Below are 26,230 nucleotides of genomic sequence, written 5' to 3'. Positions count from 1 at the left end.
GGCAGGCCCGGCCTCAGATCACCCGGCGCGGGGCCGCTGTGGCCGCATCGCCGCTGTTGGGCGCACCGGTCGGCTCAATCAGCAGCAGGTGCGCCTCTTGCGATGCCCGGGGGCGATGGCGCACCCCGCGCGGCACCACGTACAACTGGCCGGGCTTGAGCGTGACGGTGGGCTGGCCGTCGATGTCGATGTGCAGCTCGCCCTTGAGCACCAGGAAGAAATCGTCGCTCTCCGGGTGCGAATGCCAGCTGAATTCCCCCTGAACCTTGACGACCATCACATCGTGACCGTTGAACTCGCTCACGGTGCGCGGCTGCCAGTGGCCTTCAAAGGTCGCGAGCTTGGTCTGCAGGTCTACGGCTTCTTTCATGTGAACTCCTCTTTCATGGCGGTTGAATGCGATTGAGGGGGAGTTTCCTTGTTCAGGGCTGCCGCGTCTTGTACGATTGTTTCCTTTACGATTGTTCCATGCACGACGCCCAGGTCCCCACGCCCAAAGACTGGGCCCGCTTTCGTCCGGGTGCACTGGCCGGCGTGACTCAGATGAACGCCCACTTCACTGAGCACACCTTCGAGCGCCACAGCCACGAAACCTATTCCATAGGGGTCACCGCCTCCGGTGTGCAGACCTTTCACTGCGGCGGCACGCTGCACGCCAGTCTGCGCGGCGACGTGATCCTTTTTAATCCCGACGAACCGCACGACGGCCAGCGCGGCACGCAGGAGGGCTTGGGCTACAGCATGCTGTATGTGTCGCCGCAAGTGGTGAACGAATGCCGCGACAAGGAAGCCGGCCTCGAGATGGCGGCTTACTTCCGTCAACCTGTGGTGCGCGACGCCGCCATGGGCCGCGCGCTGGCGCTTGCCATAGGCGCAGGCGGGCAGGCGCAGGAGTCGCTGCGCGCCGAAGAGCTCACGCGCAATGTGCTGGTGCGCTTGCTGCAGCGCTACGGAGAGCGGCGCTCAGGCGATGAAGTGAAGCCAGCCGGCGTTGCGCGCATGGCCCGCATTCGCGACTACCTGCGCAGCCACTTCGACCAGGACATCACCGTCGATGCCCTCGCAGGCGAGGCTGGCCTGTCGCGTGTTCACCTGACCCGCGCCTTCGCCCGGCAGTTTGGCGTGCCGCCGCATATCTACCTCAACGCCGTTCGCATCGAACGCGCCCAGTCAGCCATGCTGGCCGGGCAGGGCCTGGCTGAGGTGGCAGTCGCCTGCGGTTTTGCCGACCAGAGCCATTTCAGCCGGCGCTTCAAGGGCAGTGTGGGTTTGTCGCCTGGTGCCTGGTTGCGGCAGATGAAGCCTTCCGCAGTCATCGCCACGTGAACCTTGTATTGCCTGCTCTCGTCAGTATTGAGGAGGCGGTCATTGCACAGCTCATCTAGAATTATTTTTCCGATTTTTGTCGTTTCTTTCGAGCTGAATGAATCTCAAAAAGGAACGAGTAATTTCTTTTAATAACCAACACCTGGCCAGATTCAGCGGCCAGTCATACCAAAAAAACGGCCATGCCGCAGCCCTTGTGGGCATGACGCTGGACTTCACACATGACCTTTCCAAAGCGACTCGGCCAATACTTTTCGGCTGTATTCTGCAGCGTGCTCTTGGCCGGATGCGCCAGTACGGCCATCACCCTGAATCCATCACCCCAGGCGCCGGTGTGCGAACGCGCGGCTACGGCTCTCGTTCTCTGGGCACCAGAGTGGCGATCAGATCAGAAAGATATCGCCCAGCGAGAGGCGGCCGCTGCAACGGGTCTCAAGAATTTTCTTGACAGTTCCGGTTGTTTCGCTCGCGCCGACCTCAGGCGCATCCCGAGTCTCACCCCTGGCGCCATTTCTGCACAGCTTGCCTCGGGAGGAGGAGCTTTTACCCGGGTGGTTGTCATTGGTGTCCGTGAACTCGGACCTGTGGTCAAGCTGCTGTCTTCCGCCGCACTGCTCGAAGGGGGCACTGAGGCGGTTCTGCAAGTCACCACATACGCCATGCCTGGAATGGCCCAACCACGCGAATTCACGGTTCACTGGCGAAATGGAGGGCCCGGGGTGGTCAAGGGCGTAGCAGGTCTTCCTGAGGATATGCAGGCCGCCCTGGTCGCCGGATTGCAGCCAGACAAAGCCGCGAGGTGACGCCCGATTCTTACATCGAGAGGGCGTCATGAAACTCAGGCTGTTGTGGCGCTTTCGCTTCCTTCTCTCCGGTTTGGGAATTGCATGCTTTGTCGTGCTGGCGGGAACAGCCTATCAATCGAAAAGAACTGCTGCAGACCGAACTGCATTCGCGCCTCCAGGTCGCATGATTTCAGTGAACGGCGTGAACCACCATCTTTACTGCGTGGGTTCCGGTTCTCCAACTCTCCTCCTCGAAGCCGGCCTGGGAGACAATTTTCTGACCTGGTATCCGGTTCAATCCGCGCTTGCGCGAAATATGCGCGTTTGCTCCTATGACCGCCCCGGGCTTGGCTGGAGCGATCCAATCGATAGCCCTATGCAGCCGGAAGATGTAGCCCGGAACCTGCATGCGCTCTTGAACAATGCGGACGTTTCTCCGCCTTATGTGCTGGCGGGCCATTCCCGTGGCGGAATATACGTGCGGGCTTTCTACCATCAGTTTCCTGAGGAGACGCAGGGTATCGTCCTTGTCGATTCGACGCATGAGCAAAGCCCTGCCCACCAATATCCGTATGCCGCCTGGGACTACTGGAAACAAGCCTTGCAGATGGCAGTTGCCGGGCCGTTATCGCGAGTCGGGCTCATAAGGCTGATGGGCATTGCCGATGCCGGCCGCCGGCCTTCTTCCCTGCCGGCAGAAGTGTTGGCGGCAAAATCGGCGATGCAAAATCGGACCGATACCGCGCATGCCGTTGTCAATGAAATTGCTGTCATGCGTCAAGGGCTTGATCCCGCCACACCGCCACCCCTCAGTTTGGGAAACCTTCCTCTATTGGCATTGACTGCCGGTAACCGGGTAGACCCAAGCCTGGTCGAGCGTGAAGCCGAGAAGTCGGGCAGGAATATCGAAGCAGAAAAAGCGCTCGCCAGAATCCAGCAGACTGAGCAGAATGACCTGGCCCGCTTGTCCAGCAATTCACGTCATATCGTTGTTAAAAATAGCGGGCACTTCATCATGCAGGATCAAGCTGAGGAGTTTGTCAGTGCTGTGAGTGAATTTATAAAGCCCATCGCTGTCAGGCTGGAGGGCGAGCGCCCAGCCAATCATTCCACCGGACCTGGAAAAGAAGTTGCGCAACACCGTGAATTCAAACGTTGAAATGCCAGCATTCCAAGGCTTGAGTTCAAAATGTCCTTTTCTGCAGCGCGCTAAACCGACATCCCCCAGGCAATCATCGGAGACCAGGTGTCCCTCATCTTTCTGTCTGCACCGGGCGCAATGTCTTTTTACTCGGCGGAGGGTTTTCAGCAAGCTGAGAATGCCTTGCCATCAGGCGCAAGCGATAGGGCTTGCGGGCGAGCCAGCCAAGGCACGTGCCTGCGGCAGTGTTGGCCTGATTCTCTGGCGTCCCTCCAATGCCGCTCACGCAGGCTTACTACTCCGCCGCTATGAAGCCAGCTTTGGCCAGCTCAGAGATGATTTGGGTGGTAAATAGCGCTGCCATTTTTTCACCGCTGGGATCAATGCCTGTGCCTATGTCCCTGCCTATAGCACCAATTTCCACTACCCATTGCGGCTTTGTTCTATCGCTTGTGCGAACGGTAACTTCCAGATGCAAGCGCACTACACCCTTCCATCCGGCATTGGCGCTTATCGGTCTAAGGGAAATCGTTGCGTCAGCACCATTTCTGACGCCGCGTTCAGTGAGCGCGTTCGACAGTTGCAGCGGAACCTGCTTGCCAATCAAAAGCAGCATCGTCTGAGTGTCGTTCTGCGCTTGCCTCCCCAGTTCGTCTTTGATTGCCGGACTGTAGGTTCTATCGACGTTGTAGGTGATTGGTAGTGACGCTGCGGTCTGATACGTTATTAGCGCGCTTTGAATTCTCTCGTTATTCACTGGATTGTTTGGCGCGTACTTTGGCGCGAGGGTAATACAGCCAGCTAACAAAACGCAGCCAAATAAACACAAATTCTTGATTATTGAAAGCACACAAGCTCCCTTGTTTCTGATTGTTCTAAGAGCGGCAATATTAAATCGTCCCCTCATTCTTCGACTGCCACGTTCTTGTGTTGCACGAGAATTACCACTTTCGTCAGCTGGGTTTAAACCGACATCCCCCCAGAAACCTCAATCACAGCCCCATTGACGTAACTCGCCTCATCGCTCGCGAGAAACGCATACACATTCGCAATCTCCTCGGGCCGTCCCAGGCGCCGGAGCGGCACATGGGCTTCCATCTCCTTGAGCACCTTGTCGGGGATCGTGCTCAGAATGGGCGTTGAAATAAAACCGGGGGCCACGGCATTCACGCGTACGCCCTTGGGGCCCAGCTCGCGGCTCCAGGTTTTTGTGAAGCCGATCACGCCGAACTTGCTGGCAGCGTAATTCGTCTGGCCGAAGTTGCCATAGATGCCGACGACTGAACTGGCATTCAGGATCACGCCGCTGCCTTGCGCTGTCATGGTGTCGGCCACAGCTTGCGCGCAGTGGAAGACGCCGCGCAGGTTCACGTCGATCACCTTGTCAAATTGCTCCAGCGTCATTTTCTGCAGCCTCGCATCCTGCGTGATGCCGGCGTTGTTGACCAGCACGTCGACGCGGCCGAACTGGTCTTTGACCTTGCCGACCACCGCATCCACCATGGCGCGCTGGGTCACATCCATCACATAACCGACGGCCTGCGCACCCAGGGCCTGACATTGTTTGACGGCTTCATCCACACCGGCTTGTTTCACGTCGCAGACGATGACGATGGCGCCTTCCTGGGAGAACTTGAGGGCGGTGGCCAGGCCAATGCCCTGGGCGGCGCCGGTGATGATGCTGATCCTGTTTTGAAGTCTTGGCATGAAGTGGATAAAGGTCGATGAGATGAATGAGGGGGAGGGTGCGTTAAACGGAGCAGCTTAGTAAACCGGCTGATGCTGGCGGATCGCATCTTTGACCGCATCCGTCAGCGCAAAGCCGGGGCCGAATTCTTCGGCCAGTTCGCCGCAGCGCGAGACAAAGGCGTCAATCCCCATGCCGTAGATAAACTGCATCGCGCCGCCCGTCCAGGCCGGAAAGCCGATGCCGAAGATGGAGCCGATGTTGGCATCATGCACGGTGGTCAGCACGCCTTCGCTGAGGCATCGGGCAGTCTCCACAGCCTGGCGGTACAGCAGCCGGTCCTTGAGTTCGTTGATGTCCCAGGAGGCGCCGGGTTTTTCAAACAGGGGCTTGAGTTCGGGCCACAGGTGTTTTTTCGCGTCTGGCTCGGTGGGGTAGTCGTAAAAGCCGCCACCGGCCGCGCGGCCGGGGCGCTTCAACTCTTTCACCATGCGTTCGACCAGCAGTTCGCCGGGGGTGGCGGTGTAGGTCTTTCCTTCTGCGGTGAAGTCGGTACGTGTCTGGTCCAGCACGTGCACGCTCAATGACAACGCGGTTTCGTCCAGCACGGCCAATGGGCCGACGGGCATGCCGGCCTGGATGCCGGCATTTTCAATCGCGGCGGCGGGAATGCCTTCGCCCAGCATGGCCGCGCCTTCCATCACAAAGGTGCCGAAGGTGCGGCTGGTGTAAAAGCCGCGCGCATCGTTCACCACGATGGGGATCTTGCCCAGGGCCTGCACATAGTCGAAGGCGCTGGCCACGGTTTCGTCGTCGGTCTGCTTGCCGCGAATGATCTCTACCAGCTTCATCCTGTCGACAGGGCTGAAGAAGTGGATGCCGATAAATTTTTCGGGCCTGTCGCTTGCCGTGGCCAGGCTGCTGATGGGCAGGGTGGAGGTGTTGGATGCGAAGAAACCGCCGGGCGCCAGCAAAGGCTCGGCCTCCTGCGTCACTTTGGCCTTGAGGTCGCGCCGCTCGAAGACGGCCTCGATGATGAGGTCGCAGCCGGCCAGTTCCGCAACCTGGTCGGTCGCGGTGATGCGAGAGAGCAGGGCGCTTTGCTCGGCGGCCGTCATGCGGCCTTTCTCCACACGCGGTGCGGTGATCTTGCTGCTGTAAGCCTTGCCGGCTTCGGCCTTGTCCTGGCTGACGTCCTTGAGCACGGTGGCAATGCCTTTGCTGGCCTGCGCGTAAGCGATGCCCGCACCCATCATGCCGGCGCCCAGCAGGCCGACCTTGGCGGGCCGGAAACGCCCCACGCCCTTGGGCCGCGACTGACCGCTCTTGATGGCGTTCATGTCGAAGAAAAAGGTGTTGATCATGGCCTTGGCATTGGTGCCCGTCATGAGTTTGGCGAGGTAGCGGCTTTCGATACGAAAGGCGGTTTCCAGGTCCACCTGTGTGCCTTCGACCATGCAGGCGAGGATGGCTTCAGGCGCGGGGTAGAGGCCGCGCGTCTGCTTTTTGAGCATGGCAGGCGCGACGCTGAGCGCTGCGGCGATCTTGGGACTGGCCGGTGTGCCACCCGGGATTTTGTAGTCCCTGGCTTCCCAAGGGTGCTGGGCGGCAGGTTTGGTGGCGATCCATGCAAGTGCTTTGCCGCGCAACCCGGCTGCATCGGCCACAAGGTCGTGCACCAGGCCCAGCTCAAGCGCCTCGCGCGGGTTAAAGGTTTTACCCTCGACCAGATAGGGTTGCGCGCCCATCAAGCCAAGGTGGCGCGTCATCTTGGTCACGCCACTGGCACCGGGCAGCAGGCCCAGCGTGACCTCGGGCAGGCCAAACTGTGTTTTGCGGTCGTCCACCGCCACGCGGTAATGGCCGACCAATGCTACTTCCCAACCCCCGCCCAGTGCCGTGCCGTTAAGGCAGCTGGCGACGGGGACGCCCAGCGTTTCGAGGGCGCGGAAGTTTTTCTTGACGCGCTCGATCTCGGCATAGGCCCTGGGCGCGTCGGCCGGTGTGAGGCGCATCACGGCCTTCAAATCGGCGCCGGCAAAAAAAGTGCTTTTGGCGGAGGCGAGGATGATGCCTTTGAGGGCGTTTTTGTCTTTCACCACCTGCGCGGTGACTTCACTGAGATCGTCCTGCCACTGCAGGCACATGGTGTTGACGGGGGAGTCTGGTTCGTCAAACGTTATGGTGGCAATGCCGCCCTCGATTTGGTACTGGATGGTCTTCATGGCATTCAGACTCTTTCAACAATCGTTGCGATGCCCATGCCACCGCCCACGCACAGCGTGGCCAGGCCGTAGCGCAACTTGCGCCTGTGCAGCTCGTCGACCAGCGTGCCGAGGATCATCGCGCCGGTGGCGCCCAGCGGGTGGCCCATGGCAATGGCGCCGCCGTTCACGTTGACCTTGTCGTGCGGCACCTTCATCTCTTTCATGAAGCGCATCACCACGGCGGCAAAGGCCTCGTTGACTTCGAACAGGTCGATCTGCTCCACCGTCATGCCGGCCCTGGCCAGCGCCTTGCGCGTGGCGGGCATGGGGCCGGTCAGCATGATGGTCGGGTCGGCGCCGCTCAGTGCGGCGGCCACGATGCGGGCGCGCGGCTTGAGGCCATGGGTTTTGCCGGCGGCTTCCGAGCCCACCAGTACGGCGGCCGCGCCGTCCACGATGCCCGACGAATTGCCGGCGTGGTGCACGTGGTGGATGCGCTCAACCTGCGGATAGCGCTGCAGCGCCACCGCATCAAAGCCCATGCTGCCCAGCTGGTCGAAGGCAGGCTTGAGTGAGGCGAGGCCTTCCAGCGTGGTGTGGGGTTTGATGAATTCGTCTTCGGCCAGAATCGTCTGGCCCAGAAAATCCCTGACTGGTACGACGGAGCTGGCGAAGTGGCCGGCGGCGCGGGCTTTGGCGGCGCGCTGCTGGCTTTCGAGCGCAAAGGCGTCCACGTCGGCGCGGCTGAAACCTTCCATCGTGGCGATCAGGTCGGCGCCTATACCTTGCGGCACAAACAGGGTGGCGCTGTTGGTCTCCGGGTCTTGCGCCCAGGCGCCGCCGTCGGCGCCAATCGGTACACGGCTCATGCTCTCGACGCCGCCGGCCACCACCAGGTCTTCCCAACCCGAGCGCACTTTTTGCGCGGCCATGTTCACGGCTTCCAGGCCCGAGGCGCAAAAGCGGTTGACCTGCATGCCCGAGGCGCGGAAATCCCAGCCCGCCTTGAGCGCGGCCACCTTGGCAATCACCGCGCCCTGTTCACCCACCGGTGAAACCACGCCCATCACCACGTCGTCGATTGCCGCGGTGTCGAAGCCGCTGCGCCGTTGCAGGTCTGCCAGCACCCCGGCCAGCAGGTTGACGGGCTTGACCTCGTGCAGGCTGCCGTCTTTTTTGCCTTTGCCGCGCGGCGTGCGGATGGCGTCGTAGATAAAGGCTTCGATGCTCATGATGGCTTTCCTCGGGAAGGCGGGAACGCAGGGCTGGCGGGGAGGGGAGCCGTTGAAGTATATGCATTTCGCAAAGCAGTCGCTTTGCATAAATAGACGAACGGAAGGCCGCGTTGCGTTGTATTGCGCTGAAGCCTGGCCTGGCCTTCAATTCCTGACCGACATCGTTCAGGGCGGTGGATGCCCGCGATCAATCAGAGGTGCCGCGTCTCGGCAGGGGTGTTCCACCAAGCGTTGTTGCGCCCGTCCGAGTAGTTGACCGGCGCGCTGATAAGTTCAGACGGCTCGGCGTTGTCCAGCGCGGCGATGTTGATGGATACATAGTCGCCGCCTATCTGCTCCACGTAACCCCGGCCGAAAGGCCGCACGCCGCAGTGCCTGCAAAACAAATGGTGGCCGCTTTTGGTGCCGAACTGGTAGTCGCTCAGTTCGTTCTCGCCGGCCAGCAGCCGAAATGCATCGGGTTTGATGATGGCGCCCCAGTTGCGGGTTTTGGTGCAGATGGAGCAATTGCAGCGGCCCGTGCCTTTGCTGAGGTCGATGTCGGCTTCAAAACGAACGGCGCCGCAGTGGCAGCTTCCGGTATAGGTCTTTTGCATGAGGCGAACTCCTTGACGTTGAAGGTTGTTGAAAAAATCCGGATATGACAGAATGTTGTCATGTCTGAAAGTATAATTAAGCGACAGCATGCTGTCAAATTAGAAATTGTCAACGAAGAGGTCAAGCGCACGCCGGCCGCCAATTCCCTGAGTTGGCTGGTGGTGCAGGTGATGCAGCTCAATGGGTTGTTGACGGCGGCCGGTGATGCGCTGGCGGCGCCGGCCGGACAGACTTCGGCGCGCTGGCAGGTGCTGGCCGCAGTGGAGGACGCGCCGCTGTCAGTGGCACAGATCGCACGCGCCATGAACCTGACGCGGCAGAGCGTGCAGCGCGTGGCGGATTTACTCGTGGAAGAGGGGCTCAGTGCTTATGAAAACAATCCGGCCCATGCGCGCGCCAAGCTGGTGCGGCTCACTGCCAAAGGTCGCAAGGCCTTGCAAACCATACAGGCAGGGCAAAAAGTATGGGCCAATGCGTTGGCTGAGGGGATGAATGAGGCGCAGCTACGCGCCGCAAGCGCCGTGCTGGCGCAGTTGCAGCAGGCTTTGATGGCGCGGGAAGCGCCGCCGGAATAGTTGGGATGCCGGCGCGTGCCGCTTAAGAGGGGTCTTTGCTGCGCGTGCGGCTCACGGCGCTGAAGATTCCTATGCCCAGGAAGATCAGCGCACCTATGCCGATGTACAGATGCGGCACACCGGCAACCACGGCGCCCCAAATGACGCCGGCCAGGAAAATCACGAAACCGATCATGTAAAGCGCAAAAGACATTTTCTTCTCCACGAAATGTTGTGGCCCCACTATGCGTGCCGTGGAGCCGCTGCTTTATCGGGTAGATGCGCTGATGGGTGTCAGCGAGGGCCTACGAATGGTTTCAGGAGGCTGCGGCCAATTCGGTCACCCCGGGCTTGAAGCCCTCAGGAAGGCCATTGCTCACGAGGCGGCCGCGCGGATGCATGGGGCGCAGATATTGGTGAAGTACCAGGGCGGCAGCACCTACCGCTGAAGCCAGCAGGCCGTAACGCGCCACGCGCACCATGGGAGCTGTGACGCCGGCATGGGTGGCGTAGTTTTGCAGCGTCTGCCTGGCAACCTCCACCAATTCCGGAAAATGCTGACAGGATGCGCCGCCCACCACCAGCACGCTGGGGTCGAAAGTGGTCCACAGGTTCTGCAGCAGCACACCCAGGTAGTGTCCTGACCGGTGAGCGTCCGCCAACTGGCCCAGAGCACCCGAACCGATGAAGGCCTCCGCGCACCCACGCCGTCCGCAGGAGCACGCGGGACCGTCGAGTTCCAGAATGCTGTGGCCAATTTCGCCGGCCATGCCCCGCATTCCGGTGAACAGCCGGTCGTTGAGCACGATGCCCGCGCCCACGCCGACATCGCAGGTCACAAAAATCAGCGAGTCCTTGCCGTCGTTCTCCGAGAATTCGTATTCGCTCAGAGCGGCCGTGTCGGCTTCGTTTTGCACGTGCACTGGTACCGGGGGCAGGCCTGCATGAATCAGTGCCTGGGTGATCTGCGGCAAGAAGTCCACGTTGCGCCAGCCAAGGTTGGGGGCAAAGCGGACCACACCGGTGGTTTCGTCAAACGCGCCGGGCAGGCCGATGCCCACACCTGAAAGTTGCGCGCCGCGCAATACCAGCTGCGCCTGGGCCACCACTGTCAGGTCCGCAATCTGGCTGCAGACGTCTTGCGGCCGGGTGCCGCGCAAAGGCTCTTGCGTTGACCACAGCACCTGCCCCAGCAGGGACACGCTCACCACACGCAAGGTGTCGACTGCCACTTCCACACCAATCAGGCCGCGCGACCGGCAGTCGATCTGCAGGGGCGTGGAGGGCCGCCCCACACCGTTGGCGGCGGCCATGCTGATTTCACTGAGCCAGCCTTCATCAATGAGTTCGCGCACCAGCAGGCTGACCGTCGACTTGGTCAACCCGCTATGGTTGGCCAGCTGCGCGCGCGAGCGCCCCGGCTGGTTGCGCAGCAAGCGCATCAGCACACTGCGGTTGATGCGTTTGACGAGTTGCTGGTCACCTGTGGTTTTCATGGCCGATGGCATGGTTCAGGCAATGCGTTGCGGCGCCTGTGTTTTCCCTTCCGGCTGCTTGCCGGCGATGATCATGCCGAGAATCTGGTCTTCGTTCAGGTCGGCCGTGCGGTAGGTGCCGATCAGGCGGCCGTTTTTCATCACAGAGAGACGGTCGCTGAGCGAAAAAACATCCTGCATGTCATGCGTGATCAGGAAAATGCCCACGCCTTCGGCCTTGAGTTGGAGAACCAGGTTGGCGACCATGGCGGATTCCTCCGGCCCCAAGGCGGCACAGGGTTCGTCCATGATCAGGATGCGGGCATTGAAATAAATGGCGCGCGAGATGGCCACCACCTGGCGCTGACCGCCAGACAGGCGCCGCACCGGTGTATGGATGTTGGTAAAGTTTTTATTCAGGCGGCCAAACACCTTGCGTGCCTGTGCCTCCATGAAGTAGTCGTCCAGCGTATTCCAGGCCGTCATTTTTTCACGGCCCAGGAACAGGTTGGCCACGGCGTCCAGATTGTCGGCGAGCGCCAGTGTCTGGTAGATGGTCTCGATGCCCTGGTGCTGTGCATCGGCCGGGGTCCGGAGATTCACTTTCTGCCCCATCACATGGATTTCGCCCGAATCGATCGGAAAAGCGCCGGCCAGCATTTTCATGAGTGTGGATTTGCCGGCGCCGTTGTGGCCCAAGACGGCGACAACTTCGCCGGGGTACAGGTTCAGGTTCACGCCATCCACGGCATGAACGCCGCCAAAAGCCTTGCGGATGTCCTTGAATTCGACCAGGGGTTCGGTAGTGGTTTGCATTTCAGTGATCCATTGTGCTGCGTGCCACCCGCGACACATGAAACCGCACGGCAAAGGCCAGGGACACCGCGGAACCGGCTTCGCCGGGCCGCTGGTGTGCCTTGCAGGCCGCGTGGCTGCCGGAGGCAGCCACCGCTCGACCCGTCCAGACCGACGCAGGTCGGTCTGGAGCCGCGGGTCTTGCCCCCCTTGAGGGGCTGAGAGCCGCGGCTCCAAGCCTGCCTGCGCAGGCTTGGACGGCTTCGAAGGGCCTCCGCCTCTGGCGGAGGTGCCGGGCGCCGAAGGCGCTTCGGGGGTGTTTCATCCTAGCTTTCCTGCGCCCACTTGCGGTAGAGCACGTCAAACACCACCGCCACAATCAGCACCTGCCCGATGATGATCATGCGTTTTCCGATGGAGACATCCAGCAGCAGCATGCCGCTGTCCAGCGATTGCATGATGAGTGCACCCAGCACCGAGCCGATGATGGTGCCGCTGCCTCCGGCCAGTGCGGTGCCGCCAATCACGGCGGCGGCAATCACGAAGAGCTCCATCCCGGTGCCCAGCGAGTTGGTGCCTGCGTTCAGGCGGGCCACCGACACAATGGCCGCAATGGTGATAAGCACGGCGAGCAGGGCAAACAGCATGAGCGTGACCCGCTTGACCGGTATGCCGACCAGCACCGCGGCGTCGGGGTTGCCGCCCATGGCGTAAACATAGCGGCCAAAACGAGTGCGCTGGGAGATGAATGACATCACCACCGCCACGGCCGCCCAGATCAGCACCGGAATCGGGATGCCCTGGGGGGCGTCCTTGTTGGTGACCAGGTAGCTGTTCATGGTCGCGGCGAACGCGGCCAGCAGAACCACCGGCGCCGCCACCAGCAGTACATCCACCCACACGGGCTGGTTGGGCATCTCATGGCGCGTGGAGGCACGGCGGCGCAACAGCATGCGAACCACCAGCACCACACTCACGCAGGCGGTCAGGACCCAGGTGGCGGTCACCCCGATACCGCCGTCATAGCCGCCGCCGAGCTGCAGAAAAGTCTCGTCGCTGACGGGCTGGGTCTTGCCGTCGGCCACCAGAAAAGCCGCGCCGCGCAAGGACATCAAGCCCCCCAGCGTGACCACAAAAGAAGGGACGCCGAGCATGGCGGTCAGCCATCCCTGGTACACCGACACCACCAGCGCCGCGGCCAGGCCGGCGAGTGACGCCGCCGGCCAGGACCATCCCAAGGTGTATTGAAGATAAGCGATGAGCACGCCGACAAAACCGATCACCGAACCGACCGACAGGTCAATGTGCCGGGCCACAATGATCAGCACCATGACAGTGGACACGATGCCCACCACCGCGGTTTGCTGGGCAATGTTGTAGAGATTCTCAGGCGACAGGAAAATGCCGCCCGACAGGACCTGGAATACGCCCGCCAGGACGGCGAGCACGCCCCCCATGAACACCAGCCGCCAGTCAACAGCAGCGTTGCGCAGGAACCGAACGGGAAATTGCATGGTTTTGAGGATGCAGTACTCCCCAAGGCAACCTACAGGCCGGTTGCCTTGCCTGCTTGCGCAGAACGGGGAGCAGGTGGTTGAACGCCTGTATTAATGCCTGTATTACTTGCAGGCCGCGACGTTGCCCGTGACACCCTTGCAGAGTTCGTCCTTCTTGATCCAGCCGGCTTTCACCACCACGTCGAGGTTGTCGCGGGTAATGGGCACGGGCTTGAGGAACTGGGCCTGCAGGGCGATCTTTTTCTCGCCACCGTTCCAGGAAGTCGCGCCGTCGACTTTTTTGCCGGCACCCAGATTGACAGCGGCGCTGGCCGCCTGTTTACCGAGATCGCGCGCATCTTTCCATACCGACACGGTCTGGGTGCCCATGGCTACGCGGTTCAGGGCGGCAAAGTCACCGTCCTGGCCGGACACCGGCACACCCTTGAGGCCTTTGGAACTCAGCGCCGCCACCACACCACCGGCGGTGCCGTCATTGGAGGCCACTACGGCATCGACCTTGCCGCCGTTCTTGGTCAGGATCTGTTCCATGTTTTTCTGGGCGACTTCGGGCTTCCAGCCCTCGGTGTATTCCTCGCCCACGATCTTGATGTCGCCTTTCTTGACGGCGGCGTCAATGATTTCCTGCTGGCCTTCGCGCAGGAAATTGGCATTCGGGTCGGTGGGGGAGCCCTTGATCATCACGTAGTTGCCCTTGGGCTTGGCCTGGAACACGGCACGGGCCTGCATGCGGCCAACTTCCTTGTTGTCGAAGGTGATGTAGAACACGCCGGGTGCTTCGATCAGGCGGTCGTAGGCGATGACGGGCACTTTTTGCTTGGTGGCCTTGTTTACGGCGGGCAGGATGGCGTCCTTGTCCATGGCCAGCACGATCAGGACCTTGGCACCCTTGGCCATCAGGCCGTCAATGTCCGCCAGTTGTTTTTCAGGGGAGCCCGCTGCGTCTGCGCTGATGTACTTGGCGCCCAGTTTTTCAAGTTGCGTCTTGATGGCGGCCTCGTCGGTTTTCCAGCGTTCCTCCTGGAAGTTGGACCAGCTGACGCCGACAGTGACCTGCGCAAATGCGCCGGCAGCAGCCAGGCTGAGTGCCATTGCGGTGAGGGAATTTTTTAGTTTCATGAATGTCTCCGATAGTTCTGCCCAGTCGGGCGTGTAGTTTTGAAAACTCAGCTGAATCCCGGTGATCGTTCCGCTGCAAATGCAGCACTTCAGAATTAGTTTGAACGACGCACTAATTATGTGGACCTGAAAAATTCCCTGCCTAGGGACAAACCCCGGGTGTGCGGGGGTCACTTTAAATTTTTGATGGTTTCTGTAATACGAAAGGCTGATCAGCAGGCGCAGCAAGCAGAAAATCCGTCAGCGGCAACGGCTGGCCGGATCGGTTTTCTCCTGAAAAGGCTGTGCTTCAGTGGGCGGCAGACGGCTCCGTCACCCCAAGCTTGATGGCCCAGCTTGACAGTGCGGGCAGGATGGAGGGATACAGCTCCACGCCTGATTCCATTTGCCTGGCTGCCAGCGCAAGGCCTTTTTCGCCGGGCGTGCGCACGGCAGACCCTGCTTGCGCGGGTTGTGATGCACGGCAGGCATCGGCGACATGGCCAGTCTGGCGTGTGAATGCATCCAGGCCCGCAAAGGCGCGCGGGTCAATCACCTGCAGGAACACCGTGGCGCCCCATCCCTCCTTCGGATCGGCGCGGCCGTGGCCTGCGAGGCCGCCGGTTAATGCCTCCACCAGCAAGGTGAGGCCATAACCCTTGTGGCCCGAGTCCATGCCACCCAGCGGCAGGATGGTGCCCTTGGGTTCGTCGAACAGCACCGAAGGGTTGTCGCTGGCCACGCCGTGGCCGTCCATCACCCAGGCAGCAGACAGACGCTTGCCTTCCTTGTACAGCCGGTTGGTCATGCCGTTGGTCGTGGCCGAGGTAGACACATCCATCAGCACCGGAACGCCGCTGGTGGGAATGCCGGCAGAAACCGGGTTGGGTGTGAACACCGGGTCCAGCCCGCCAAAGGGGGCAACGCTGGCCGTGTTCGGGTCCGAGCAGGTCAGCAGCATCATCAGCCCCTGGTCAGTCGCGCGCTTGAGGTAAGCGGCCAGGCAGGCAATGTGGTGGCTGCGGCGAATCACCACCGTGCAGGTGCCCTGGGTGGCGGCGCGCTCAGTGGCCAACGTCATGGCTTGCAGAACCAGCCAGGGGCCGGGCAGGCGGCGGCCGTCCCATGTCACGGCGGCCGGATGGTCGGCCAGCACGGCTGGGGTGCCGAGCTTTTCCATCGCGCCAGACTCCAGCTCCGCCAGGTAGCCCGGCAGCAGGGCGAGTCCGTGGGTGTTGTGGCCCATCAGGTCGCCCTGGACCAGGATGTCGGCCACGGCAGCGGCTTTGTCGTGCTCCAGGCCGGCTGCGGTCAGCAGGGTTCGGGCGTAGTTGATCAGATCGGTCTGGGCGTATCGCATGGATTTGTCTCGGGGTTGTTTCAATGTTGTCGCTGCAGATGCTCTGTTTTTGATAGCAGATTGCGCCCGTCCTGTGTGGGCTGGGCGGTGTTTTTATGCCCATAACCCGGCGTGGCGGCTCACATCAAGTGGTCATTGCTGTTCTGAACATTCTAGGGACGAACACGTAAGGGCGCACATCGCACAACCCGTGCGCGGCATTTCATACGGGGCAAAAAGCGGAAAGCGGGCCATGAGCCCGCTTTCCGCCTGAGGCACCGAAGCCGGTGCCTGTAACCATGTTTATGGCTATGCCGTCAGTCAGCCCAGCTTGATGCTGCTGGGGTCTGCGGTGAGGTAGCCGACAGCCGCGCCGAAGCGGTCCTTGTAGTTCGCGCGCACCAGCGGGTCCAGCGTGGCCTGCACCTTGCCATGCAGCGCCGCAATCCAGTCGCCGGCGTGCTGGAAGTTGCTCATGATGTAGGTCCAGCCGTTGAGGTCGTCCACCACATGCAGGCCGGTGGCTTCGGCGCCCGAAGGCATGGACATCAGGCGCGACAGCTGCTGGGTGTCGACGTTGTAGGCCCAGATGAAGTTGTTGACGTGGGTGCTGCTGTCTTCGCCGATGAACAGTGTGCGCATTTTTTCCGAGAACTTCAGGTTGTCGGGGTTGGACACCTTGTTGGGGTTGGCCTTGTTGCCCAGTGCATCGCCGGCGATGTCTTCGCCGACCAGCAGGGCCTTGGTGTGCACCGGCATCCATTCGCTGTTGATGGCGTTGCCGGCCAGGTCTTTCTGGCTGCCGTCCAGCTTGTGCACCATCACGCCGCCGGCAATCAGCGCCTTGTCGAGCGCGATGCCGCTGGCAGCGTTCCAGCCCTTGCCGGTCTTGACCATGGAATCCTGCATGTTCTGCAGCGCCGAGTAGGCGACCTTGTCCTTGATGTTGACGGTGGTGCCTTCCATTTTGGAAAAGCCCATGCTGCCGCCCATGAGGTAGGCATAGCGGTGCGTTTCCAGGAAGGCCGCGGCTTTCTCCATGCCGGGCTTGATCTTGATCCAGTTGGCGTTGCCGCCGTAGAACACCTTGGTGAAGCTGGTGTCCGACGGGTCGGCCTTGAGCACCGTCATGATGTCGGCCGGCTTGAGCGTGTCGGACATTTTTTCGATCTCGGCGCTGGTGGCGTGGCCCAGCTTGATCCAGGAAATTTTTGCGCCTTCGGCCGCCGGGTCGACGGAAAAGCCCGAACCCAGCTTGCCGACGTAGAGCGTGCCGGATGAGAGGTCTTTCTCACGGTCGGCCACGAAGACAAATAGGCCGCTGTTGGTGGCGTCGTCGCCCATCAGCACGGTGCGGTTGTCGGGCATGACCTGCACCAGCTCATGCGAGATGCGGCCCATGTTGTAGTGCTTCTTGACCGTGCCGGTGCCGTCGGGATGCACAGTGACTTCAGGCAGGTGGCCGTAGTGATAGGGGTTGGCCCTGGTCTCGTCGCCGTAGACGTTTTTGCTGAACTTCCTGAACTGCGCGCTTTCGGCGGCAAAAGGTGCGTCGGGCTCGTACTCTTCGCTCGAGAGGTGGGTGTTCCAGGGCGACAGGCTGGCGCCACAGGTGATCCACAGGCCATGCGCCTTGGACATGTCCACGTTGTGGTACTTCACGAGGCTGAGCTTGCCGGTGGCCTGGTCCTGGTCCAGCGTCAGCACGGCGATGGGTGAGGGCAGGTTGCCGTAGGCGTCGGCGCCGGCCTGGTCACGGGTGGTGTATTCAAACTGCACAACGGCGAACACTGCCTTGCCCTTGATGCCGGGCACGTTGGCATTCGGCAGACCGAGCAGCGACGTGCCGTCGGGCGAGTCGGAGAAGATCTGGCGTTCCTTGCCCGGCACCGAGCGGTCGATGATGGGCCGGTTGTTGATATCCACATAGCCGCCGGCGAGGATGGTGCCGCCCTTGCCGTCCGGCACCATGTCGCCGGTCACGAAGAAGGGCTGGTAGGCGAGCCTGTAGCTCTGCGTGCTGTTGTCTTTGAGGCGGACCTGCAGGCTGGAGCCCACGGTGGTGGTCGCCATGGCGGCCGCATCAGCCAGCGAGGGGGCGGCCATGGACGTGAAGCTGGAAGCCATGTAATTGCCCGCTGCGGCGGGGCCGCTGCCGGTAGCGCATCCCGACAGCAGGGTGCTGGAGGCCAGGGCCCCCAGCGGCAGCATGGGCGCGGTCGCCAGGAACTTCAGGGCCGTGCGGCGGGAGGGAAGGGAAGGGGTGGCCAGGTCGGACATTGTTATGGTTTCCAGTGTTTCAGGTGGGTGATCGCGAAGCCGCAGCCCTGGCCGCGCACTCCGGCGGGGCAAGTCGGCTGCGCTGCGGGAATCTTAGGAAGCTTGTGTGACAGTTTCTTGAAAAGGGCTGCCACAGACGGCCCCAGGCAGGGGCGGCTCCCGCTGATTAACCTCGCGCCGGGTACTTGAATATCCCCGGGCGAACCGCAAGCTGCCTTGCTGCGGGCCAAAATCGGTCTGCCAGAACAGCAACCCTCAAGGCCCCCCATGACCACCCAACTCAAAATCGATTTTGTGTCCGACGTTTCCTGCCCCTGGTGCGTGATCGGCCTCAAGTCCCTGGACCAGGCGCTGGAGCGCGTGGGCGACGACATCCAGGCCGAGCTGCACTTTCAGCCCTTTGAGCTCAACCCGAAGATGGCGCCCGAAGGCCAGGAAATAACCGAGCACATCACCCAGAAATACGGCATCACGCCCGCACAGGCCCAGGCCAACCGCGAGAACATCCGCGCACGCGGCGCGCAGGTGGGCTTCAAGTTCAGCATGGCCGACGAGCCCGGCGGCGGCCGCAGCCGCATCTACAACACCTTTGATGCGCACCGCCTGCTGCATTGGGCCGAGCTGGAAGGCGTAGACAAGCAAAAGACGCTGAAGGAACTGCTCTTCAAGCGCTACTTCACAGACGGCCAGAGCCCGGCGTCGCACGAGGTGCTGGCGAAAGCGGCCGCGGAGGCGGGGCTGGATGAAGCCCGGGCACGCGAAGTGCTGGCCTCAGGTGAATATGCCGATGAAGTGCGCGAGCGTGAGCAGTTCTACTTGACCCAGGGGATTCACTCGGTGCCTGCCGTCATCATCAACGGCCGCCACCTGATTTCCGGTGGGCAACCCGCCGAAGTGTTTGAGCAGGCCTTGCGGCAGATCGCCGCCGCAGGCTAAGCGCGGTTTCTGCGTTTCCATCGGTCGCCCCCAGCGCTTGCACGCAAGAGGACGAAACGCCAAGCACAGGAGTTTGTCATTCATGCCTTACGAGCTTCACTACTGGCCCACCATCCAGGGGCGCGGCGAATTTGTCCGGCTGGCACTGGAGGCCGCAGGCGCCGATTACCTGGACGTGGCGCGTGGCTGCGAGGGCGACAGCCAGGGCATTCCCGCCATGATGCACTTCATGGAGAGCGCGGACGTGCTGCACCCGCCCTTCGCGCCGCCGTTTTTGGTGGACGGAAAAATCATCGTCGGGCAGTCGGCAGCCATCCTGCTTTACCTGGGTCCGCGCCTGGGCCTGGTGGGCAAGAGCGAGGCTCAACGCCTGTGGACGCACCAGCTGCAGCTCACGATTGCCGACGTCGTGGCCGAGGCGCACGACACCCATCATCCGGTAGGAACCGGCCTGTATTACGAAGACCAGAAAAAGGAAGCGCTGCGCCGCGCAAAAGAATTCAGGACGGCGCGCGTGAAGAAATTTCTGGGCTGGTTTGAAACCGTGCTGGAGCGCAACCCGCGCGGCAGCGCGCATCTGGTGGGTGGCCGGCTGAGCTATGCCGACCTTTCCCTGTTCCAGCTGGTGGACGGGCTGCTGTATGCGTTTCCGAAGGCGGCCCGCCGCGCACTGAAAACCGTGCCGCGCGTTGCGGCCTTGCACGACAGAATGGCGCAACACCGGCGCGTGGCAGCCTATCTTGCGAGCGAGCGGCGCATTGCCTTCAACGAAGACGGCATCTTTCGCCGTTACCCGGAGCTCGATGCCTGAGTGGACCGGGTCTTCAGTTGCAGTGCTGTTGCGATCGCCTGCGCACGCCAAAGTCCAGGCCTTCCTCCTTGTTGTTGCTCCTGTTTTGATAGCTGCCTGCGCTGTTCCTGAAAGGCCTGCAGGCCGAAATTTTGCAAATTTCTGATGCGACAACCTGGCCGGGGCGTGCGCGGCGTTCTCCTACAAAGGAGGCTGTGCTTGCCTGACCGCGCAGTACATCCCTGGGTTGCACCATCGATCTACCTGCCTGGCAATCATCATCACATCACGATGGTGCGAGCAACATCCAGGCAGTTTTTTTTACAACGCAGCAAGAGACAAAGGAGTACACCATGGCAAAGGAACAGCACGACCAGAATCTTGATCCCATCAGCAAGGAGCCCGGTGCCCATCCGGTCGGAACAGGTATTGGCGCTGCGGCAGGCGGTATCGCCGCCGGCGCGGCTGCCGGAACGGTGGCCGGACCGGTGGGGGCGGTAGTGGGCGGCATTGCAGGCGCCGTGGCTGGCGGCCTGGGCGGCAAGGAAGCTGCCGAAGCGCTGGACCCGACCGCAGAAGAAGCCTACTGGCGCGGCAACTACAACCGTGAAAGCTATTACGAAGACGGGCGGCCCTTTGACGACTACGCGCCGGCCTACCGCCTGGGGCTTTACGGCCGGCAGGAATATACGGGTTCATTTGACGAAACCGAAAGCCGCTTGCGTACCCACTGGGATACCAAAAGAGAGCGTTCCACATTGACCTGGCCGCAGGCCAGGGAGGCGAGTCGCGCGGCATGGAGCAGGGTTGAGAGCCTGTACCCGGGTGCTTTTGAAAATGCCGCAGCGACGGGCGATGCAACAGTGGACGACGATGACGATGTCATCGAAAACCTGAATGACCTGCTCGAATCCTGCCGTGACGGCGAGTATGGTTTCCGCGAATGCGCCGAGCACACCAAGGCGCAGGACATCAAGACACTGCTGCTTCGCCATGCCGATGAATGCCGGGCTGCGGGCCTGGAGCTGCAAACCCTGATTCGCCAGCTCGGCGGGAAGCCCGACGAAGGCGGCTCGGTCAGCGGTGCATTGCATCGCGGATGGGTTTCCGTGAGGGCCACGCTGAGCGCGTTGAGCGACCAGGCGATGCTCAATGAGTGCGAGCGCGGCGAAGACGCCGCGGTGGCACGCTACCGCAAAGCCCTGAAGCGCAATTTCCCCGCCGGGATCAGGGCCGTGGTGGAACGCCAGGCCCAGGGCGCACAGCGCAATCATGACCAGGTGAAGGCCCTGCGCGACACGCTGAAGACTGCTTCATAACCGACAAGGACTGGCGCTCACACAGGAATCAATTGTTTTTTGTCGGCACTCGAGGCTCGGCAAACCAAGGGGCGGCATTTGTCGCCCCTTTTTTTTATTCCTCCATGTCGGGAGTGTCCTCGTTAGTTCTTCAAGCTGCTCGCGCAATCCACCTGGGCGTCGAGCTGTACGCCGTTGCGTGAGTAGTCAGCATCGGTGACCTTGCAGCCGGAGCGCAGTTCAATCGCCTGCAGCAATGCCGCGCGGCCCGAAGGGGTCGATGTGGCGCTGCCGTTTTTGGGCCCCGGGGCAATTGCCGTCCATGTGCTTGCCGTCAACTGGCTGATAAGGTAGGTTTGCCCTTCTACGGTGACGCGGTGCGCCGGCGGGTCCGCCGCACCCATGCCGGCACATCCGGCTATCCAGGCTGCCGCGAATGCCCACACCGGCCATAACGTTCGAACCCCCACGCGACCGTTCATGCCGTATGGTCGGGCAGGGTTGCCAGGGTTTGGGCTGCAAGAGCGGCCCGCATCGCGGCAGTTGTTGGTGAAGACAGGGCGGTGTCCGCTTTCGGTTCCGGGGCCTTGGGCGGTGCTTTGGGAACCTTGTTGTCGGGGCATCCGGACAAAAAGAGCAGGATCGCCAATGTGAGGGGTAGATGGGTTTTCATGATGTCTCCAGGCGCGTTCTGTGGCGCTACCTGAATGATAGGACGCGGCCGCACGCAGAGCCAGTCCTTCGGCCCCAAGTCGCGGCGAAGGCCTACAGCCGGCGCGGATGTGAACCCGCCACGCCCATGCGTTGCAAGGCCTCGCTCAAGCTGCGCGCCGGCCTTTGGGTGCCAGCGGCCGGGGCCCCGCATTGCTGCTGGAGCGGCTGGCGGGAAGGCGGGCGCTGGGCCGCAGAGGCGGGCGGATGCGTAGTGGCTGGTGTGGGCGAGCGATTTTCCGGCAATGCCTTGCCTCTCAATTCTGCGGCCATGCGCCGGCCTTCAGTCTGGAGGTAAAGCGTCAGATCCATTTCATCGAGTTGCTTCATGGTAGGGGTTCTGGTGGCTGCGGTGTTGCAAAAAAACGGAGGCATATGCCTCCGTTTCATGAATAAGGGATCCGCTCACAACCGATCACTTGTTGCTGCGGCCTTGTTGCCTGCTTCCGGCGTTGCCGGAATCCATGGTGTCGTCACGTTCGGTCTGGTTACGCGATTGCTGGGCGCTACCGTGCTGGTTTTGCTGACCGGGCTGCTGCTGGTTACCGCCCTGGTTGAGCTGGGCGTCGCTGGCCTTGTTGGCGTTTTGCCTGTCCTGCTGGCCGGGCTGGTTCTGGTTGCGCTGGCCTTGTTGTTGCTGGTTGTCCTGCGACTGGGTTCTTTTCGGATCGTTCTGGTTGGATGCCATGAGTTTCTCCTTGATGAAGTTAAGAATGGGACCTGAGAAGAGGCGAAGCAAAGGAAAACTTGCGCCGTAATGTCAATTTAGATGCCGCGCCGTCTTTTCCATGTCGGGCCATCCGCCCTCGACCTGTAGGAACCGGACGACACTGCGCGGAGAGGACGTTTGGCGGGGTATTAGGTATTACTTCGCAGCCGCCGGTGCCTTGAAGCCGAGTTGTTTCATGGCGCTGGCAAGTCCGTTGCGTGATGCCTCGTAAGCTTCCCAGGGCTGGTTGCCGATGGCCAGGCGCCCGCCCAGGGTTTGCGCAGTCCAGTGTGCGCCGCCGGTCAGCGAGGCCAGTTCATCCCAATTGACGGGGACGGACACGCCGAGTCCCGGCCGGGCACGCATGGACCACGCCGCGACGGTGGTGGCGCCAAATCCATTGCGCAGGTAATCCGGGAAAATCTTGCCGATGCGGTTTTTAGGGCCGCTCTTGGCGGCAAAGCGCCGGGGGATCACGGCGGCCAGGTGCATCACGATGGCATGCGAAAAATCCTTCACGGTGTCGAAATCGTATTGCCGCTTGAGCGGCACCACCACGTGCAGGCCTTTGCCGCCGCTGGTCTTGAGGAAGCTCGCGAGTTTCAGTTCGTCAAGGAAAGCGCGGACCAGCTGCGCGGCCTCCTGAACCTGCGGCCAGGCAACGCCTTCACCCGGGTCCAGGTCGAGCGTCATGCGGTCGGGCTTGTGGATGGCGCGCGTGGTGGCGTTCCAGGTATGGAACTCGATCACGTTGATCTGCGCGGCCGCCAGCAGGGCGGCGGCGGTGGGAACTTCCAGCAGAGGACCATGGCCGGGGTCCAGCGCGGGGTCCAGCAATTTGATGCCGGGAATTGACGTAGCTTCGGCATGCTTCTGGAAGAACAGCTCACCACCAATGCCCGAAGGCGCGCGCACCAGTGCGGTGGGCCTGGCTTTGAGGTGCGGCAGCATCAGCGCCGCGACCTGTGCGTAGTGCTCGACCACGTTTTGTTTGGTGAAGCCGGTGCTGCTGTCGATTACCCGGTCTGCATGCGTGATGCGCAGGGACTTCAGTGCTGCCGGGGCATTTCGGGTGGGTGTTTTTGCGGGGGTATTGAGGTTGCCCTTGGCGCTGGGTTTTTCGGCGGACTTTTTTTTGGCAGGGTTCACGGTGGCGCCTTTCTTGCCGCGCTCTAGCTGAGCGGGTTGTTCACGGACGATGTTTGTTGCGGGTTTATCGGTGCGCAGGCCCTGGAATACGGAGTGGCGGATATGGCCACCATGGGTCCATTCGCCAAAGGCCACTTCGGCTAGCAGACGCGGCTTGACCCATTGGCCTTTGACGCCGGCGGGCAGCTTTGCGAACGGGCTGCGATCGGTGTGAAGTTTTTCCAGCCGGGCTTTCAGTGTGTCCAGCATCTCGTCGTTGAAGCCGGTGCCGACATTGCCGGCGTATTGAAGCGCGCCTTCTTCATCGTGGACGCCCAGCATCAATGCGCCCAATCCGATGCGCGAGCCTTTGGGTGCGGTGTAACCCCCAATCACGAACTCCTGGCGCAACTGGGTTTTGAGCTTGATCCAGTCCGGCGAGCGGCGTGACACGTAAGCCGAGTCCGCGCGTTTGCCGATCACGCCCTCCAGCCCGACCCGGCGGGCCGAGGCCAGCAGGTCCTGTGGCGTTTCTTCAAATGTGTCGCTGAAGCGGATGCTGTCCTGGGGGTGGCGGGTGACGAGCGTGCACAGGGCTTCGCGGCGCTGGACCAGCGGCAGCTGGCGCAGGTCCAGCCCGTCAAAAAATGGGAGATCGAACACGTAGTAAAGAATGTCTGCCGTACTCGCATGGTCGAAAGCGTTTTGCAGCGCGCCGAAATCGGGGACGCCGCGTTCGTTCATCACCACGATCTCGCCATCGATCCAGCCTGAAGGCAGTTCCAGCGCAGCCACAGCCTTGGCAAGCCTGGAAAGCTTGTCGGTCCAGTCGTTGCCCTTGCGTGTGAAAAGGCGAACTGATGATCCGTCGATACGCGCCAGCAACCGGTAACCGTCGTATTTGATTTCATAAACCCAGCCTTCGGGGCTCGCAGGCGGGCGCGTGACCAGCGTGGCCAGTTGCGGCGCGAGCGTTTCGGGCAGCTTCGCTTTGATGGCGCCTTCGGGAATGCTTGCATCAGCTTGTTTTGGGCGTGCCTTGGCCCGGGTTTTTTTGACAGGTGCCGTCAGCGCTTTCTTTACGGCGGTGCTGGCTGTGGCATCGCGCGGCAGGGGCTTGCCCGAGAGCACGCTGTTGGGCAGCGCCTTGAGTACGTCAAACTCTTTTTCGGCGCGGGCATGCTCGTCGTGCTCTTTGATCAACAGCCAGGGTTCATGGGATTCGTCGCCTCGCCCGTGCATGCGCACCAAGGTCCAGCCGCCCTTGAGCTTTTCGCCATGCAGTTCAAACTTGAGCTTGCCGCTTTTGAACCCCTTCACCGGGTCGCCGATCGGCGTCCACAAGCCGCGGTCCCAAACGATCACGTCGCCTGCGCCGTACTGTTTGGCCGGAATGCTGCCTTCAAAACCGGCGTAGGAAAGCGGGTGGTCCTCTACATGCACGCCCATTCGCTTGACGGCCGGGTCCAGGCTGGGGCCCTTGGGGACGGCCCAGCTTTTGAGGGTACCTTGCAACTCCAGGCGGAAGTCGTAGTGCAGCCGGCTCGCGTCGTGCTTCTGGATGACGAAGCTGAGGGCTTTATCTGAGCGGGCGCCGCCGTGAGCGGGCTCCGGCGTACGCGCGAAATCGCGCTTGGCGCGGTAGTTTTTCAGCAGGTCGCGGGCACCCATGTCGTCGGCTCATGCGGCCGGCACTCAGGCGGCGCGCCGCCTCGCGGGCGCATGCGGGGCCGATTTGGCTGCGGTTTTCTTGCGTGCCGGGGTTTTGGTGGACGCCTTGGTCGTGGTTGCTGCTTTGGCCTTGGGTCCGTCGCCGCCGCCTTTGCGCAGGCTACGCTGCAGCAATTCCGTCAGATCGATGATCTTGGCGCTGGAGCGGCCTTCGGTCTCCTCTTCCTCCGGCTGCACCACATTCTCCAGCTTGCCTGCTTTGGCCTTGCGTTTGACCAGCGCCATGATGTCGTCCTTGAAGGAGTCGGTGAACTGATCGGGCTTCCACTTGCCGGTCATGTCGTCCACCAGCTGTTTGGCCATGGCGAGTTCCTTGTCGGTCAGGCCGGCGGCCTTGGCGCCTACGGGCGGCAGATTGAGCTCTTCCAGCGACCGTATGTCCGCACCCCAGCGCAACAGGTTCAATATCAAGGCGGGCCCCGAGGGCACCAGCACGGCCAGATGCTGCTTGGTCTGGATGATGACGCGGGCGATGCCTACGCGCTGGGTTTTCAGCAGGGTGTCGCGCAGCAGCGCGTAAACCTTCTGGCCCTTGTTGATGGGCGCGATGTAGTAGGGGCGTTCCAGGTAGACAAAGGGGATCTCGGTGTTGGGCACAAAGCTTTCGATCTCGATGGTCTGCGTGGTCTTGGGGTAGGCCGACTTGATCTCTTCTTCAGACAACACCACGTACTGGCCGTCTTCGTACTCGACGCCTTTGACGATGTTTTCCTTGGTGATCTCTTTGCCCGTGCGCTTGTTGACGCGCTTGTAGCCCACAGGATCCATGCTGCGCTTGTCCAGCCAGTCGAAGTCAATGCCGCTCTCCGAGGTGGCCGAATGCAGCGCTACGGGGATGTGAACCAGGCCGAAACTGATGGCCCCTTTCCATAAAACGCGCGATGCCATGGT

General features: G+C 61.7%; 26 protein-coding genes. 7 read left to right on the top strand and 19 right to left on the bottom strand.

The features are described 5' to 3' along the window. Nucleotides 1-13 precede the first annotated feature (13 nt). The gene (locus AC1D11_RS14935) at nt 14-370 is read right to left on the bottom strand and encodes a cupin domain-containing protein (RefSeq protein ID WP_477649211.1); all 357 of its coding nucleotides are present in this window, start codon (nt 368-370) and stop codon (nt 14-16) included. A gap of 98 nt (nt 371-468) precedes the next feature. On the opposite strand from AC1D11_RS14935, the gene AC1D11_RS14930 reads away from it, so the two are divergent. The 3 genes from AC1D11_RS14930 (at nt 469) to AC1D11_RS14920 (ending at nt 3,270) form a co-directional block, all read left to right on the top strand. Beyond that, entirely contained in the window at nt 469-1,326 is an 858-nt protein-coding gene (locus AC1D11_RS14930; protein WP_477649210.1) for an AraC family transcriptional regulator, read from the top strand. Between the two features lie 221 nt (nt 1,327-1,547). After that, a complete protein-coding gene (locus tag AC1D11_RS14925; RefSeq protein WP_477649209.1) occupies nt 1,548-2,129 on the top strand; it encodes a hypothetical protein in 582 nt (193 codons plus the stop codon). Nucleotides 2,130-2,157: 28 nt separating this feature from the next. Further along, nucleotides 2,158-3,270 (top strand): alpha/beta fold hydrolase, encoded by a 1,113-nt coding sequence (locus AC1D11_RS14920; RefSeq protein ID WP_477649208.1) that lies wholly within the window; start codon nt 2,158-2,160, stop codon nt 3,268-3,270. Between the two features lie 277 nt (nt 3,271-3,547). Here AC1D11_RS14920 and AC1D11_RS14915 read toward each other — a convergent pair whose 3' ends face one another. The 5 genes from AC1D11_RS14915 to AC1D11_RS14895 all read right to left on the bottom strand — a co-directional run bounded on the left by AC1D11_RS14915 (nt 3,548) and on the right by AC1D11_RS14895 (nt 8,977). Next, entirely contained in the window at nt 3,548-4,102 is a 555-nt protein-coding gene (locus tag AC1D11_RS14915; protein ID WP_477649207.1) for a hypothetical protein, read from the bottom strand. Nucleotides 4,103-4,215: 113 nt separating this feature from the next. Next, nucleotides 4,216-4,959 (bottom strand): 3-oxoacyl-ACP reductase FabG, encoded by a 744-nt coding sequence (fabG, locus tag AC1D11_RS14910; protein ID WP_477649206.1) that lies wholly within the window; start codon nt 4,957-4,959, stop codon nt 4,216-4,218. Nucleotides 4,960-5,016: 57 nt separating this feature from the next. Further along, nucleotides 5,017-7,164 carry a 3-hydroxyacyl-CoA dehydrogenase NAD-binding domain-containing protein gene (locus tag AC1D11_RS14905; protein WP_477649205.1) on the bottom strand — a complete coding sequence of 716 codons (2,148 nt, stop codon included), beginning with the start codon at nt 7,162-7,164 and terminating at the stop codon, nt 5,017-5,019. 5 nt (nt 7,165-7,169) lie between these two features. Beyond that, a complete protein-coding gene (locus AC1D11_RS14900; RefSeq protein ID WP_477649204.1) occupies nt 7,170-8,378 on the bottom strand; it encodes an acetyl-CoA C-acetyltransferase in 1,209 nt (402 codons plus the stop codon). Between the two features lie 194 nt (nt 8,379-8,572). Beyond that, a complete protein-coding gene (locus tag AC1D11_RS14895; RefSeq protein WP_477649203.1) occupies nt 8,573-8,977 on the bottom strand; it encodes a GFA family protein in 405 nt (134 codons plus the stop codon). A 60-nt stretch (nt 8,978-9,037) separates the two neighbouring features. Here AC1D11_RS14895 and AC1D11_RS14890 point away from each other — a divergent pair, with 60 nt between their 5' ends. Then, nucleotides 9,038-9,553 (top strand): MarR family winged helix-turn-helix transcriptional regulator, encoded by a 516-nt coding sequence (locus tag AC1D11_RS14890; protein WP_477649202.1) that lies wholly within the window; start codon nt 9,038-9,040, stop codon nt 9,551-9,553. A 22-nt stretch (nt 9,554-9,575) separates the two neighbouring features. On the opposite strand, the gene AC1D11_RS14885 is transcribed toward AC1D11_RS14890, so the two are convergent. From AC1D11_RS14885 to AC1D11_RS14855, 7 genes are all read right to left on the bottom strand, one after another. Then, nucleotides 9,576-9,746: a hypothetical protein gene (locus tag AC1D11_RS14885; RefSeq protein ID WP_457280702.1), complete on the bottom strand. Its 171-nt coding sequence runs from the start codon at nt 9,744-9,746 to the stop codon at nt 9,576-9,578. A 103-nt stretch (nt 9,747-9,849) separates the two neighbouring features. Beyond that, the gene (locus AC1D11_RS14880; RefSeq protein WP_477649201.1) at nt 9,850-11,028 is read right to left on the bottom strand and encodes an ROK family protein; all 1,179 of its coding nucleotides are present in this window, start codon (nt 11,026-11,028) and stop codon (nt 9,850-9,852) included. A 15-nt stretch (nt 11,029-11,043) separates the two neighbouring features. Next, nucleotides 11,044-11,823 (bottom strand): ATP-binding cassette domain-containing protein, encoded by a 780-nt coding sequence (locus AC1D11_RS14875; RefSeq protein ID WP_477649200.1) that lies wholly within the window; start codon nt 11,821-11,823, stop codon nt 11,044-11,046. A gap of 305 nt (nt 11,824-12,128) precedes the next feature. Then, nucleotides 12,129-13,259 (bottom strand): sugar ABC transporter permease, encoded by a 1,131-nt coding sequence (locus AC1D11_RS14870; RefSeq protein ID WP_477648749.1) that lies wholly within the window; start codon nt 13,257-13,259, stop codon nt 12,129-12,131. A 162-nt stretch (nt 13,260-13,421) separates the two neighbouring features. Then, nucleotides 13,422-14,438, bottom strand: a complete 1,017-nt coding sequence (xylF, locus tag AC1D11_RS14865) for a D-xylose ABC transporter substrate-binding protein (protein ID WP_457280705.1) — start codon at nt 14,436-14,438, stop codon at nt 13,422-13,424. Between the two features lie 289 nt (nt 14,439-14,727). Continuing rightward, nucleotides 14,728-15,777: an Ldh family oxidoreductase gene (locus tag AC1D11_RS14860; RefSeq protein ID WP_477648692.1), complete on the bottom strand. Its 1,050-nt coding sequence runs from the start codon at nt 15,775-15,777 to the stop codon at nt 14,728-14,730. A 300-nt stretch (nt 15,778-16,077) separates the two neighbouring features. Then, nucleotides 16,078-18,036 (bottom strand): PhoX family protein, encoded by a 1,959-nt coding sequence (locus tag AC1D11_RS14855; protein WP_477648693.1) that lies wholly within the window; start codon nt 18,034-18,036, stop codon nt 16,078-16,080. Between the two features lie 267 nt (nt 18,037-18,303). Here AC1D11_RS14855 and AC1D11_RS14850 point away from each other — a divergent pair, with 267 nt between their 5' ends. The 3 genes from AC1D11_RS14850 (at nt 18,304) to AC1D11_RS14840 (ending at nt 21,081) form a co-directional block, all read left to right on the top strand. Next, nucleotides 18,304-18,972 (top strand): DsbA family oxidoreductase, encoded by a 669-nt coding sequence (locus AC1D11_RS14850; protein WP_477648694.1) that lies wholly within the window; start codon nt 18,304-18,306, stop codon nt 18,970-18,972. Between the two features lie 82 nt (nt 18,973-19,054). Then, on the top strand, nt 19,055-19,783 hold the full coding sequence (locus AC1D11_RS14845) for a glutathione S-transferase (protein ID WP_477648695.1): 729 nt from the start codon (nt 19,055-19,057) through the stop codon (nt 19,781-19,783). Nucleotides 19,784-20,115: 332 nt separating this feature from the next. Beyond that, nucleotides 20,116-21,081 (top strand): ferritin-like domain-containing protein, encoded by a 966-nt coding sequence (locus AC1D11_RS14840; protein WP_477648696.1) that lies wholly within the window; start codon nt 20,116-20,118, stop codon nt 21,079-21,081. 122 nt (nt 21,082-21,203) lie between these two features. On the opposite strand, the gene AC1D11_RS14835 is transcribed toward AC1D11_RS14840, so the two are convergent. The 6 genes from AC1D11_RS14835 to ku form a co-directional block, all read right to left on the bottom strand. Next, nucleotides 21,204-21,542 (bottom strand): hypothetical protein, encoded by a 339-nt coding sequence (locus AC1D11_RS14835; protein ID WP_477648697.1) that lies wholly within the window; start codon nt 21,540-21,542, stop codon nt 21,204-21,206. Beyond that, complete coding sequence (locus AC1D11_RS14830; RefSeq protein ID WP_477648698.1) at nt 21,539-21,733, bottom strand: hypothetical protein; 195 nt, start codon at nt 21,731-21,733, stop codon at nt 21,539-21,541. The genes AC1D11_RS14835 and AC1D11_RS14830 overlap by 4 nt, the downstream gene beginning before the upstream one ends. A gap of 92 nt (nt 21,734-21,825) precedes the next feature. Then, entirely contained in the window at nt 21,826-22,101 is a 276-nt protein-coding gene (locus AC1D11_RS14825) for a hypothetical protein (RefSeq protein ID WP_477648699.1), read from the bottom strand. Between the two features lie 85 nt (nt 22,102-22,186). Further along, a complete protein-coding gene (locus AC1D11_RS14820) occupies nt 22,187-22,459 on the bottom strand; it encodes a hypothetical protein (RefSeq protein ID WP_477648700.1) in 273 nt (90 codons plus the stop codon). A 177-nt stretch (nt 22,460-22,636) separates the two neighbouring features. After that, on the bottom strand, nt 22,637-25,279 hold the full coding sequence (gene ligD / locus AC1D11_RS14815; protein ID WP_477651141.1) for a DNA ligase D: 2,643 nt from the start codon (nt 25,277-25,279) through the stop codon (nt 22,637-22,639). 24 nt (nt 25,280-25,303) lie between these two features. Beyond that, nucleotides 25,304-26,227: a non-homologous end joining protein Ku gene (ku, locus tag AC1D11_RS14810; protein ID WP_477648702.1), complete on the bottom strand. Its 924-nt coding sequence runs from the start codon at nt 26,225-26,227 to the stop codon at nt 25,304-25,306. Between the last annotated feature and the right edge of the window lie 3 nt (nt 26,228-26,230).

The organism is Polaromonas sp. P1_E11 (assembly GCF_056405995.1).
This window is presented reverse-complemented; position numbering and strand designations above follow the sequence as displayed.

What these genes read in the sequence shown, in the direction of transcription:
- AC1D11_RS14935 (WP_477649211.1), bottom strand. Translation starts at nt 370, where the DNA reads ATGAAAGAAGCCGTAGACCTGCAGACCAAGCTCGCGACCTTTGAAGGC.
- AC1D11_RS14930 (WP_477649210.1), top strand. Translation starts at nt 469, where the DNA reads ATGCACGACGCCCAGGTCCCCACGCCCAAAGACTGGGCCCGCTTTCGT.
- AC1D11_RS14925 (WP_477649209.1), top strand. Translation starts at nt 1,548, where the DNA reads ATGACCTTTCCAAAGCGACTCGGCCAATACTTTTCGGCTGTATTCTGC.
- AC1D11_RS14920 (WP_477649208.1), top strand. Translation starts at nt 2,158, where the DNA reads ATGAAACTCAGGCTGTTGTGGCGCTTTCGCTTCCTTCTCTCCGGTTTG.
- fabG (WP_477649206.1), bottom strand. Translation starts at nt 4,959, where the DNA reads ATGCCAAGACTTCAAAACAGGATCAGCATCATCACCGGCGCCGCCCAG.
- AC1D11_RS14905 (WP_477649205.1), bottom strand. Translation starts at nt 7,164, where the DNA reads ATGAAGACCATCCAGTACCAAATCGAGGGCGGCATTGCCACCATAACG.
- AC1D11_RS14900 (WP_477649204.1), bottom strand. Translation starts at nt 8,378, where the DNA reads ATGAGCATCGAAGCCTTTATCTACGACGCCATCCGCACGCCGCGCGGC.
- AC1D11_RS14895 (WP_477649203.1), bottom strand. Translation starts at nt 8,977, where the DNA reads ATGCAAAAGACCTATACCGGAAGCTGCCACTGCGGCGCCGTTCGTTTT.
- AC1D11_RS14890 (WP_477649202.1), top strand. Translation starts at nt 9,038, where the DNA reads ATGTCTGAAAGTATAATTAAGCGACAGCATGCTGTCAAATTAGAAATT.
- AC1D11_RS14885 (WP_457280702.1), bottom strand. Translation starts at nt 9,746, where the DNA reads ATGTCTTTTGCGCTTTACATGATCGGTTTCGTGATTTTCCTGGCCGGC.
- AC1D11_RS14880 (WP_477649201.1), bottom strand. Translation starts at nt 11,028, where the DNA reads ATGAAAACCACAGGTGACCAGCAACTCGTCAAACGCATCAACCGCAGT.
- AC1D11_RS14875 (WP_477649200.1), bottom strand. Translation starts at nt 11,823, where the DNA reads ATGCAAACCACTACCGAACCCCTGGTCGAATTCAAGGACATCCGCAAG.
- AC1D11_RS14870 (WP_477648749.1), bottom strand. Translation starts at nt 13,259, where the DNA reads ATGGGGGGCGTGCTCGCCGTCCTGGCGGGCGTATTCCAGGTCCTGTCG.
- xylF (WP_457280705.1), bottom strand. Translation starts at nt 14,438, where the DNA reads ATGAAACTAAAAAATTCCCTCACCGCAATGGCACTCAGCCTGGCTGCT.
- AC1D11_RS14860 (WP_477648692.1), bottom strand. Translation starts at nt 15,777, where the DNA reads ATGCGATACGCCCAGACCGATCTGATCAACTACGCCCGAACCCTGCTG.
- AC1D11_RS14855 (WP_477648693.1), bottom strand. Translation starts at nt 18,036, where the DNA reads ATGTCCGACCTGGCCACCCCTTCCCTTCCCTCCCGCCGCACGGCCCTG.
- AC1D11_RS14850 (WP_477648694.1), top strand. Translation starts at nt 18,304, where the DNA reads ATGACCACCCAACTCAAAATCGATTTTGTGTCCGACGTTTCCTGCCCC.
- AC1D11_RS14845 (WP_477648695.1), top strand. Translation starts at nt 19,055, where the DNA reads ATGCCTTACGAGCTTCACTACTGGCCCACCATCCAGGGGCGCGGCGAA.
- AC1D11_RS14840 (WP_477648696.1), top strand. Translation starts at nt 20,116, where the DNA reads ATGGCAAAGGAACAGCACGACCAGAATCTTGATCCCATCAGCAAGGAG.
- AC1D11_RS14835 (WP_477648697.1), bottom strand. Translation starts at nt 21,542, where the DNA reads ATGAACGGTCGCGTGGGGGTTCGAACGTTATGGCCGGTGTGGGCATTC.
- AC1D11_RS14830 (WP_477648698.1), bottom strand. Translation starts at nt 21,733, where the DNA reads ATGAAAACCCATCTACCCCTCACATTGGCGATCCTGCTCTTTTTGTCC.
- AC1D11_RS14825 (WP_477648699.1), bottom strand. Translation starts at nt 22,101, where the DNA reads ATGAAGCAACTCGATGAAATGGATCTGACGCTTTACCTCCAGACTGAA.
- AC1D11_RS14820 (WP_477648700.1), bottom strand. Translation starts at nt 22,459, where the DNA reads ATGGCATCCAACCAGAACGATCCGAAAAGAACCCAGTCGCAGGACAAC.
- ligD (WP_477651141.1), bottom strand. Translation starts at nt 25,279, where the DNA reads ATGGGTGCCCGCGACCTGCTGAAAAACTACCGCGCCAAGCGCGATTTC.
- ku (WP_477648702.1), bottom strand. Translation starts at nt 26,227, where the DNA reads ATGGCATCGCGCGTTTTATGGAAAGGGGCCATCAGTTTCGGCCTGGTT.